Below are 10970 nucleotides of genomic sequence, written 5' to 3'. Positions count from 1 at the left end.
GATGAGGGTGTCTTGCCGGCGCAGATCGATGGCGTGGCGGACCCCCAGATAGATGAGCCGGGCCTCCTCTCGTCCGGGAATGACCTTGACCCGCAATCCCACTTCGTCCTTCACCCGCTGGATGAAATCGCCGCCGTTCTTAGCCTCGCGCACCGCGCTGGTGGCGACGGCGTTGAACCGCACCACCCCTTGGCGTTCAGCCAACGTCCGAAACGCCGAAAGAGTCCGGATGCCGATGTTCATGGCTTCTGCCGATAGCGACCCACTGGCGAGGGTGCGGTGCCCCAGGCGCACCATTTCCTTGGCGCGGTCCAGAACGTGAAAACGCCCGTCAGCTTCTACCTGTGCAACCACCATGTGAATGGAGTTGCTACCCACGTCGATTGCCGCGATCCGCATACCCCGGCTCACCACCCCGCCTCATCACCCCCCAGCACGGCGTACTCTAGCAGAAACGGCGCCGTCATCGGAATCAGGATTGATCCCATAGCTTCAGCACGCACCCCCGCCCGCAATGCGCGCACGCGTCATGGCCGCTCCATCGCGGTGCAACAACGCGCGGCTATTGTCGACAACGTTGACTTTGCCGGAACTTTGTCAGAACCATTGCGCGCAATGGGTCGTCACACGGACATCGCCTCATGGAAAACATGGCAGAATCGCCCTGCGTGGCATCTCAGGTAGAAACGGATATTGATGGTGGTCACCAGGAAGAATCGGCAACACCAACAGCACTGGCTGGTGCGGACTTTCCGGAGCAAGGTTCGGCCGATGTTCTCGCGCCGGCTGGCCAAGCTTGCCGCCATACTGGTCCCCTCGCTCTACTTGGCCTACATGCGACTGGTCTGGGCCACGAGCCGCATCGAGTGCCACAATTTCCCCGCGCTCAAAGAGATCGCCGCCAAATACAACGGCGCCGTGGCCCTGCTGTGGCACGAGGAAGTGTTGACCGTCGCCTTTGGCTACTCCCACTTCGGGCTCCACGCGCACACATTGGCGAGCATCGGGGAATCCGGTGAGGTGATTGCCCGGATCCTTGCCCGTTGTGGATTCGTCGTGTTTCGAGGCGGCTCGACGACGCACCCGGGGCGACGCCGCGAAGGCGCCCTCCAGGAAATGATCGCGCACATGCGGACCGACGACCAGGTGATCTACGGGTTGACGGTCGATGGATCGAAGGGACCGCCGTACCGTATGAAGACCGGCGGCATCATTATCGCCCGGGAATGCGGCAAGCCGATCGCGCTGGTGCGGACATGGTACAAGCGCTGCCTGCGTTTGCCCACGTGGGACCGCATGGCGTTGCCACTGCCGTTCAATGTAATCAGCCACTACCTGAAGGGCCCCTACTTCGTTCCCGACAGTGCGCACACCGAGGCGGGCCTCGAGGAGTTCCGCCAACAGCTCGAAGATGACCTGATCGACCTGGCCGCCTACAGTTACGATGACCTGGGACACCCCCGACCGGCAAATCTCGTCAAGCGATCAGCCCAGGACGCGGGCTGTCCCACTCGCACGTGAGGTATCGCAATGAACCGGTATCGGGTCCGCTTCCTGCCCTCCGGCCAGAGGAGTCTGTCGATTTTCTCTGAAAGCACCCTTCGACAGGCATGTCCTGAGCAACGTCGAAGGGCTCAGAAGGGTGAGCGGAAAAACCCTTACTTGATGGACTCTGAGACCTGTCGTGCTGAGGCCCTCGAAGCACGTCTTCGCATTTATCGACAGTCTCTTTCGCGGGAATGACGAGTGGGGACTCGCCTGATTGTTTGGGCAAAGCCCCTCACGCCGGATCAGCATGAAGTGTTTCGCCTGAGGGGCGACCCGCATAGCGGGCCTCGCGCCAAGTTGACTGTATAAGGATATCATTATACACGTATCTCACAAAATTTCGCTGAGATAGGAGAACCGTTCGATGGCCACGAAAATTGCGGAGTTGCCGAAGCAAGACTTCCACGTTGCCGACATCGGGCTGGCCGAGTGGGGACGCAAAGAGATCGCTATCGCCGAAACCGAAATGCCGGGTCTGATGGCCTTGCGCGAGGAGTACGCCCGCCAACAGCCGCTCAAAGGGACACGCATCGCCGGCTCCCTACACATGACTATCCAGACGGCGGTGCTCATCGAGACCCTGGTGGCGCTGGGTGCCGAGGTGCGCTGGGCGTCGTGCAACATCTTCTCGACGCAGGATCACGCCGCGGCGGCCATCGCCGACCGCGGCATCCCGGTGTTTGCCTACAAGGGCGAGAGCTTGGAAGAGTACTGGGCATTCACCCACCGCATCATGCAATGGAGTGATGGCAGCACTCCGAACATGATTCTGGATGACGGCGGTGACGCGACCCTGCTGGTCACCCTCGGCACCAAGGCGGAAAGCACCCCATCGGTGCTCGGCCACCCGAGCAGCGAGGAGGAGACGATCCTGTTCGCCGCCATCCGCCACCGGCTCGCCTCCCAACCCCACTTTTACTCCAACATCCTGAAGAATATCCGCGGCGTGACCGAGGAGACCACCACCGGCGTGCACCGTCTCTACCGCATGGAGAAGGACGGTGAGCTGCCCTTCCCGGCCATCAACGTCAACGACTCCGTCACCAAGAGCAAGTTCGACAACCTCTACGGCTGTCGCGAGTCGTTGGTGGACGGCATCAAGCGGGCCACCGACGTGATGATCGCCGGCAAGATCGCGCTGGTCTGCGGTTACGGCGACGTGGGCAAGGGCTGCGCGCAGTCCCTGCGTGGCCTGGGCGCCACGGTGTGGGTCACCGAGATCGATCCGATCTGCGGCCTGCAGGCGGCCATGGAAGGCTACCGCGTGGTCACCATGGATGAGGCCGCCGACAAGGCCGACATCTTCGTCACCGCCACCGGCAACTACCACGTGATCACCCATGATGACATGGCGCGCATGAAGAACCAGACCATCGTCTGCAACATCGGCCATTTCGACAGCGAGATCGACGTCGCCAGCCTGAAGCAGTACCGCTGGGAAAACATCAAACCGCAGGTGGACCACATCATCTTCCCTGACGGCAAACGCATCATCCTGCTGGCGGAGGGGCGCCTGGTGAACCTGGGCTGCGCCACCGGCCATCCCAGTTTCGTGATGTCCAACTCCTTTACCAACCAGGTGCTGGCGCAGATGGAGCTGTGGCAGCACCCCGGGACGTACGAGAAGAAGGTGTATGTGCTGCCCAAGAAGCTGGACGAGCAAGTCGCCCGCCTGCATTTGAAGAAGATCGGCGTCCACCTCACCCGACTGACCGATCAACAGGCGGCGTACATCGGGGTCGGTACGGAGGGACCATACAAGCCCGACCACTACCGTTACTAAGAAACCGACCGCGCGCCATGGAAGCGTTGCTGTCCGCGCTCAGGGCGGCGGCCGAGCCGACGAGGCTGCGACTGCTGGCGATCCTGGCTCGCGGCGAGCTGACCGTCTCCGAGCTCACCCGCGTGCTGCACCAGAGCCAGCCGCGGGTGAGCCGGCATCTGAAACTGCTGTGCGACCCGGGCCTGCTGCAGCGCTGGCCCGAGGGCGCCTGGGTGTTCTACCGTTTGGCGGAAGGCGGCGAGGGGGCGCGGGTCGCACGCACACTGCTGGAGCTGCTGCCGGCGGCGGATCCCGAACTCGCCCGCGACCTCGAGTGGCTGGAACGTGTGCGCCGTGACCGGGCCGAGCGCGCGACGGCGTACTTCCGTGACAACGCGGCGTGTTGGGACCACATCCGCAGCCTCTACGTCGGCGAGGCCGCGGTCGAACGCGCGATGCTGAAGGCCGCTGGCAAGGGTGCGCTGGGCGCTTTGGTCGACCTCGGCACCGGCACCGGCCGCCTGCTCGAGGTGTTTGCCCCGCGCGTACGCCATGGCGTGGGCATCGACGAGAGCCATGAGATGCTGAACCTGGCACGCGCGAAGCTGCACGACTGCGGCATCACCAATTGCCAGGTGCGGCGGGGCAACCTCTATGACGTGCAACTACCGTCGGCCTGCGCCGACGTGGTCACCGTGCATCAGGTGCTGCACTTCCTCGACGACCCGGCGGCGGTGCTCAAGGAAGCGGCGCGGCTGCTGCGCCCAGGCGGGCGGTTGCTCGTGGTCGACTTCGCGCCCCACAGCATGGAGTCGCTGCGCACCGACTACGCCCACCGCCGGCTGGGCTTCGCGGACGAGGAGATGACCCGGTGGTGCAAGGCCGCCGGCCTCGGCGAGGTGACAGTGCGCCACCTGGAAGCAACCGGCGATGCGGGTCACGACACGCTGACGGTGTCGCTGTGGGCCGCCGTGCGGCGTGTGCGCCCAGAATCGCCCTCGGCCGCCGACACCTCGGCACGTAGATCATAAGGGCCGGAGCCGGTGATACGAGCCGGCGTGATCGTCCCAGCCGGAATCTGGCCGCGCAGATACACCACGCCATCGATCTCCGGCGCTTGCGTCGCCAGGCGCCCGTAAGTGCGGCCCCGCTCATCCTCACCGCAGACCAGCACCGCTTGTTGGCTCCCCACCAGACGCTGGTTGGCCGCGGCCGACACCTCGGCCTGAAGGCGCATCAGGGCGGCCCGGCGCTGGCGCTTGACCGATTCCGCAACCTGCTCGCCGAACGTTGCGGCCGCTGTTCCCTCTTCCTTTGAGTAACAAAACACGCCGACGCGTTCGAACCGCGCTTGCGCGACGAATTGCAGCAACTCGGCGAAGTCGGCTTCCGTCTCGCCGGGGAAGCCGACGATGAAGGCCGTGCGCACCGCCACACCCGGGATGCCGTCGCGAACGCGTTGTAGCAGCCTGCGGATCGCGGCGCCGTCGCGTTCCCGCCGCATCCGCTGGAGCATGCGGTCGCTGATATGCTGCAGTGGCATGTCGATGTACGAACAGACCTTCTCCTCACCGGCGATGGTGTCCAGCAAGTCATCGGTGACGTAGCGCGGGTAGGTGTAGAGCAGGCGTATCCAACGCAGGCGGTCGATCCTCGCCAAGGCGCGCAGCAGCTGGCTGAGCGAAGAGCCGTCGCCTCGGTCGCGGCCGTATGCGGTCAGGTCCTGGGCAATGAGGTTCAATTCAATGACCCCATCGGCTGCCAGCGCTTCCGCTTCGGCGAGGACCGAATCCATTGAGCGGCTCTCGTGGCGCCCGCGGATCTTGGGAATAATGCAGAAGCTGCAGCGATGGTCGCAGCCCTCGGACACCTTCAGGTAGGCGCTGAAGAACTGCCCGGTGCGCAGGCGCGGGATGGCGAGATCCGGCAGCACATGCGCCGCGCCACCATAGGCGCTGGGATCGGAGCGGCCGCCGTTCGCCAGGATCTCCGGCAAGCGCACGAAGTCTCCGGTGCCGAGAAAAGCGTCCACTTCGGGCAAGGCCTCGTGCAACTCGGCGCCATAGCGCTGCACCAGGCACCCGGTGACCACCAACCGTTTGTTGGGATCACCGCCCTTGAAGCGCGCCAGATCCAGAATGGCATCGATCGATTCCTTCTTGGCGTCACCAATGAAACCGCAGGTGTTGACGATCAGGACGTCAGCGGCCTCCGGGTCGAGGACGACTTCACCGCCGTCACGGGCGATCAGCCCCAACATCATCTCGCTGTCGACGAGATTCTTCGGACAGCCCAGGCTGTGGAGGAAGACTTTGGTTGCCATGGTGCGAGACTCAGATCCTAACTGCCGCTCGCGCCTCTCGCAATACGCGCGCAAGTGCGAGTCAAGCCAGCCTGCAGTCAGGACAAGTACTGGGCCGTCCACCGCCGCGCCTTTCTCTGGCGCCGGGCTGCATCGCGCTTGTTAAAGGGATCGTGTCGTTGGCTCAGAAACCCCCGCCCCCTTTTTTGGCCTTCTTCGCGGCCCTCTTTTCCTTTGCGGTCTTGGCTGGTTTCTTCTTGCCTTCTTTCTTCTTGTCCATGCCTTTGCTCATGTCTTTCCCTCCTTATGAGCGCGGTTACTGGGTTGTACAGACCACTTAGAGCACTGCCGGTTGATCCTCGCAACCGAGGGTCGTCTGGAACCTGATCATGATGGGCGCAGCAGCTCGGCACGTCCCGCCGGACATTCAGCCAGACCATCCGGACATACCGTGGCGACAGAGGCGCGGCATCCGCAACCGCATCACTGTGACGCGGCCGCGGCGATGATCTCCGCGGCGGTACAGCGGGCATCGAGCCAGCGCAGCCCCGGGGTCCGGCGAAACCACGTCAACTGCCGTTTCGCCAACTGGCGCGTTGCCCGCGCCATGTGATCGAGGGCCGCGTCCAGGGTCATCTCCCCCTGCAAGAAGGCAGCGACCTCGCCATAGCCGATGCTGCGCAGCGGTGGCAGATCGGCACCGAAACCCCGTTCCCACAGACCACGCACCTCGTCGATGAGACCGGCTTCGATCATGGCATGGCAGCGGCTATTGATCCGTTCGCACAGCAGCGCTCGTTCCAGCGTCAGCCCAATCGGCACGATGAGCAGGCGCCGATCGCTGAAGGCGTGCTGCGCTTGCCATGCGCTGATCGGGCGCGGGGTGAGCAGCGCGACTTCGAGGGCACGCACAATGCGCACGCGATCGTGCGGATGCAGACGGCGCGCGCTGGCGGCGTCGAGCCGCTGCAGGCATTCGTGCAAGCATCCAGGTGCCGCCTGTTCATCGGCTTCGAGTTGGCGCCGGAGGTCCGGGTCACGCGGTGGACCGGGGAACAGCCCTCCCATGAGGACTTTCAGGTACAAGCCCGTGCCGCCGACCAGCAGCACGCGCCGGTGGCGTGCCTCGATGTCGGCGATCGCTTGCAGGGCGAGCTCACGATAGCGGGCGCAGTCGAATGGCTCATCCGGATTCACCACATCCAGCAGGTGATGGCGTACCCGCGCTTGCTGCGCCGGTGTCGGCTTGGCGCTGCCGATGTCGAGGTAGCGATACACCTGACGCGAGTCGGCGTTGACGATCTCCGCCCCGAGCTGCTCGGCGACCTGGAGCGCCAACTCGGTCTTGCCGACCCCGGTGGGTCCGACCAAGGCGATGATCGGTTCCGAGCTCACACGCGCTTGAACAGCCGTTCCAGATCGCCACGCGGCAGCGCGATGAATGCCGGCCGGCCGTGGGGGCAGTTGCCGGCAAAATCGACGTTGTCCATGGCCACCAGGAGGGCATGAATCTGTTCCGCCCCGAGCGTCTGGCCCACGCGCACGGCGGTGTGGCAAGCCAACCGCGCCAGCACCGACTCCGCCGCTTCAATGAGCCGACGTGAGCGGCCGACCTCGGTCAACTCCTCGGCAACATCACGCACCAGGCCCGCGGGATCGGCATCACTCAGCAGCGCCGGCACCGCCCGCACCGCGAAGCTGCTGCCGCCGAAAGGCTCCAACTCAAAGCCGAGATTCTCCAATGCCGCCAGGCCTTCGGCCAACAACGGCGCTGCCTGTGCCCCGACGTCGACGATGGCGGGGACCAGAAGCCGTTGCCGCGCCACGCCGCCATCGGCATAGGCGTGGCGCAGCCGCTCGAAGGTCACGCGCTCGTGCGCCGCATGTTGGTCGATGACCACCAACGACTCGCCACCCTCGCAAACCAAATAGCCTTCGAACGCCTGCCCGAGCACGCGCAGGCCACTGAAAAAACCGGGCGGTCTTGCCGCCGGCACGGCGGCCGAGCGCTGCAGCGCGGCGGGTACACCCCCTTGCTGGAACGGCGGAGCCGAAATCACCGGCACCGCCGCGGCGTGCGGACGTTCGGGCAGTCCCGGCGTTACCGGTGGCGGCATGGTCGCGGACGACGCGAGCGCTGGTGGCGTGTCCAGCATGCGCAGAAAAGGATGGGAGCGCGGTGGCCCGTCGTGGAGGTATCGCGGGCGCAGCGCAATGGTCATCTGGGCGAGTGCCTCGTTCGCCTCGGGCGCCGCTGCCGCGGTGGCAGGAGACGCCGGGCCCATCTGCGAGCGCAGGCGCTCACTGACCGCGCGCGTGATCAAATCATGTACGGCACCGCCGCGACGGAAGCGGACCTCCGACTTTGCCGGATGGACGTTGACGTCGATCTCTTCCGGCGGCACGTCGATGAACACCGCCGCCGCCGGGTAGCGACCGTGCATCAACAAGGTGCTGTAGCCCGCCACCAGGGCGTGGCTGACCAGCTTGTCGCGCACGTAGCGGCTGTTGACGTAGGTGAAAATCTGGCGCGACGACGGGAAGCTGAGCTGTGATCCCGTCAGCCAGCCACGGATGCTGCCGGCCACGGCGCGGCCGTGAAAGGGCAGCATGGCGGCGGCACGCTCGGCGCCGAACACCTGCACCACGCGCTCGGCGCCCTCTTGCACCGCCGGATAATCGATCAGCGTGCGCTGGCCGTGGCGCAGCAGAAACGCCACCGCCGGCCACGCCAAGGCCGTGCGGGTCACCAGCTCGGTGACGTGCCCCACTTCCGTAGCCGGCGCTTTCAGAAACTTACGTCGCGCCGGTGTGTTGGCGAACAGGTCGACGACCTCGACGCGGGTACCGGGGGCCGTGCCGGCGGCACGGACCTCTTCGACCTTGCCCCCGCGCACGAGCACTTGCGTGCCGTTCAAATCGCCTGGGCGGCGGGTGATGAGTGTGGTGGTCGACACCGCGGCGATGCTCGCCAAGGCCTCACCGCGAAATCCCAGGGTGGTGATGTGAAACAGATCGTCGACGCTGGTCACCTTGCTGGTGGCGTGGCGGGCAAAGGCCCGGACGGCATCATCCGCCTGCATGCCCTCGCCGTCGTCGCCCACGGCGATCAAGCCGATGCCGGCGTCTTCCAACTCGATGCGGATGTGCCGGGCGCCGGCGTCGATGGAGTTTTCAACCAGTTCCTTGACGATGGAAGCCGGCCGCTCCACCACTTCGCCGGCGGCGATTTTGTCCGCCACTTCGGGCGGCAGCAGCCGTACGCGCCCGCTCGGTTCCGCTGTAGCCTGCATAGATGTCAGAGGACGTAGTCGCCGCGCTTGCGCGCGCGCCAGGCTTCGACTTCCGCCCGCTTGGCTTCGAACCCTTTGCGGCCGACCAATCCATAGGTGAAGCGCTTGCTCTCCTCGACGCCCGGCTGGTCGAGCGGATTGATGCGATACAACCCGCCGGCGAACACGACCGCCGCTTCGAAGAGATAGAACAGTTGCCCCAGCGTGAAGGCGTTGATCTGCGGTACGGTGACCGTAATGACGGGGCGTTGCTGTTTCACCAGCGCCAGCTCGGTGGCCTGCTGCTCGAGATTCAGCAGCTGGCCCAGACCGGTACCGCCGAGATAGCCGATGCTCTCCAGGTCGGCGTAGGCCGAAGGAACGGGCAGTTCACGTCCATGGTCTTCGACCCGCAGCATGACGATCACCTTGTCCGCCGGCCCCTCCGCGTACAGCTGCAGTTGCGAATGCTGATCCGTGGCGCCGACGGCGGCGACCGGAGTCTGGCCGGTGTGAACCGCCGAGCCATCCACGCCGCGTGCTTTCCCGAGACTCTCGGCCCAGAGCTGGGCGAACCATGCGGCAAACGACTGCAGCCGATCGCTGTACGGCATCATGACGACGATGTTCTGCTTGTGATGGGTGTCGGCGAGATACAGCAACGTCGCCAGCAAATGGGCCGGATGCCGCCACAGGTCCGCCACCTCACACCGCGTATCCATCCAGGCCGCGCCGGCGAGCAGCTCATCGACGCGCAGGCCCGCCACGGCGGCGGGAAACAAACCGACGGTGGTGAGTACGGAGAAGCGGCCACCGACGCCCGCGGGAATGACGAGGTCCCGAAAGCCTTCGTCGTGAACGACCTGACGCAGCGCCCCCTTCTCGGCGTCGGTGCTGACAACGACGCGTTTCTTGTAGTCGACCGCTCCGAGCTGGCGCAGCAGCAGGTCGCGGACGATGAGAAACTGCGCCATCGTCTCACCGGTCTCGCCCGATTTGCTGATCACGTTGAAGGTGGTCCGCGTCAGGTCGAGCCCGTCGAGCAGATGTCCGAAGCTCCACGGGTCGACGTTGTCGGCCACCAGCACGCGCGGTGTGGTCTCGCCGAGGGCGGCAACCAACGTCTTGGTGCCGAGCGCTGAGCCCCCGATCCCGAGGACGACGAGCGTGTCACACTCGCCACGCACGTCGGCGGCCAAGGCTTTGGTCAGCGCCAGGGCTTCTTTTTGGTACGGCAAGTCGTAGAAGGGTAACGCGCCGGCCGCACGTTGTGCTTTCAACGTGCCGGCGATCTGCGCCGCACGCGTCTGCAGTCCCTCTACGTCATCCCGCGCAACGCCTGCCTGGCCGATGGCGTCCGCCATCATGCCGTTGACGTCGAGCCGCACACTCATCGCGTCGCGGGTCGCACGGCGACGGTAATCCGGCATGCGATGGTTCCTAACACCGGCTCCGACTCAATACAAGAAAGGCGGGCGGCGCAGACCGCGGAGGCCCCGACCTGACCAAGGTCAGGGGGCCTTGGCTCTTTTGTCATGGCTGAAGCGTCCTCCGTTGGTGTTGATTTCTTACGGCTTCTTGTAGAGATGGAGCGCCCACGGGCGCAGATCGGAAGGAGACGGCGATGCAGGACAAGACACTCTACACCCAGCTGGCGGAGCAGATCGGCGCGGGGGAATCCAAGGTGGTTTCGCGCCTCTTCGAAACGCTCCTCGATGAAAGCGAGGCCAAGCTTGTCCTCGCCGCCGCGCCGCCGGCCACGGCCGAGGAACTGGCGCAGAGGACCGGCATCGACACAGCCCGGATCGGCACGATGATCGATGGGCTGTTCCGCAAAGGCCTGCTCTTCAAATCCAAGAAACCGGACGGCATCCGCTACTACCGCGTGCGGCATGTCTTGCAGTTCCACGACGCCACCGCGGTCATGCACGACCCGCCCCCCAAGATGCTCGACCTGTGGAAGGAATACACCCGCACGGAGTGGGAGGAGCAGAGCAAGGTGTACGAAGCGCTCCTGCCGCAAGCGGCCATGCGGGTCGTTCCCATCAACGTGAGCCTCGAGCCCAATTCACAGATCCTCGCCTCT

The 10970-nt window shown here is 65.0% G+C and carries 9 protein-coding genes; 4 read left to right on the top strand and 5 right to left on the bottom strand.

What is annotated here, in order from left to right:
• On the bottom strand, positions 1–399 hold a 399-nt coding region (locus tag VF515_12700; GenBank protein ID HEX7408495.1), incomplete at its 3' end, for an exopolyphosphatase.
• A gap of 372 nt (positions 400–771) precedes the next feature.
• Between VF515_12700 and VF515_12695 the strand changes: the two genes are divergently transcribed.
• From VF515_12695 to VF515_12685, 3 genes are all read left to right on the top strand, one after another.
• Positions 772–1521, top strand: a complete 750-nt coding sequence (locus VF515_12695; GenBank protein ID HEX7408494.1) for a DUF374 domain-containing protein — start codon at positions 772–774, stop codon at positions 1519–1521.
• Between the two features lie 391 nt (positions 1522–1912).
• A complete protein-coding gene (gene ahcY / locus VF515_12690; protein ID HEX7408493.1) occupies positions 1913–3331 on the top strand; it encodes an adenosylhomocysteinase in 1419 nt (472 codons plus the stop codon).
• 17 nt (positions 3332–3348) lie between these two features.
• Positions 3349–4341: a metalloregulator ArsR/SmtB family transcription factor gene (locus VF515_12685; protein HEX7408492.1), complete on the top strand. Its 993-nt coding sequence runs from the start codon at positions 3349–3351 to the stop codon at positions 4339–4341.
• Here VF515_12685 and rimO read toward each other — a convergent pair.
• From rimO to VF515_12665, 4 genes are all read right to left on the bottom strand, one after another.
• Positions 4248–5633: a 30S ribosomal protein S12 methylthiotransferase RimO gene (gene rimO / locus VF515_12680; GenBank protein ID HEX7408491.1), complete on the bottom strand. Its 1386-nt coding sequence runs from the start codon at positions 5631–5633 to the stop codon at positions 4248–4250. The genes VF515_12685 and rimO overlap by 94 nt on opposite strands.
• 462 nt (positions 5634–6095) lie before the next feature.
• Entirely contained in the window at positions 6096–7007 is a 912-nt protein-coding gene (gene miaA, locus VF515_12675) for a tRNA (adenosine(37)-N6)-dimethylallyltransferase MiaA (protein ID HEX7408490.1), read from the bottom strand.
• Positions 7004–8905 carry a DNA mismatch repair endonuclease MutL gene (mutL, locus tag VF515_12670; protein HEX7408489.1) on the bottom strand — a complete coding sequence of 634 codons (1902 nt, stop codon included), beginning with the start codon at positions 8903–8905 and terminating at the stop codon, positions 7004–7006. The genes miaA and mutL overlap by 4 nt, the downstream gene beginning before the upstream one ends.
• Before the next feature lie 5 nt (positions 8906–8910).
• Positions 8911–10314 (bottom strand): glucose-6-phosphate isomerase, encoded by a 1404-nt coding sequence (locus VF515_12665; GenBank protein ID HEX7408488.1) that lies wholly within the window; start codon positions 10312–10314, stop codon positions 8911–8913.
• Positions 10315–10508: 194 nt separating this feature from the next.
• On the opposite strand from VF515_12665, the gene VF515_12660 reads away from it, so the two are divergent.
• On the top strand, positions 10509–10970 hold a 462-nt coding region (locus VF515_12660), incomplete at its 3' end, for a hypothetical protein (GenBank protein HEX7408487.1).

Source organism: Candidatus Binatia bacterium, assembly GCA_036382395.1.
Taxonomy (GTDB): Bacteria; Desulfobacterota; Binatia; order HRBIN30; family HRBIN30; genus JAGDMS01.
This window is presented reverse-complemented; position numbering and strand designations above follow the sequence as displayed.

Coding starts and splice junctions, on each gene's coding strand:
- VF515_12695 (HEX7408494.1), top strand. CDS start 772: ATGTTCTCGCGCCGGCTGGCCAAGCTTGCCGCCATACTGGTCCCCTCG.
- ahcY (HEX7408493.1), top strand. CDS start 1,913: ATGGCCACGAAAATTGCGGAGTTGCCGAAGCAAGACTTCCACGTTGCC.
- VF515_12685 (HEX7408492.1), top strand. CDS start 3,349: ATGGAAGCGTTGCTGTCCGCGCTCAGGGCGGCGGCCGAGCCGACGAGG.
- rimO (HEX7408491.1), bottom strand. CDS start 5,633: ATGGCAACCAAAGTCTTCCTCCACAGCCTGGGCTGTCCGAAGAATCTC.
- mutL (HEX7408489.1), bottom strand. CDS start 8,905: ATGCAGGCTACAGCGGAACCGAGCGGGCGCGTACGGCTGCTGCCGCCC.
- VF515_12665 (HEX7408488.1), bottom strand. CDS start 10,314: ATGCCGGATTACCGTCGCCGTGCGACCCGCGACGCGATGAGTGTGCGG.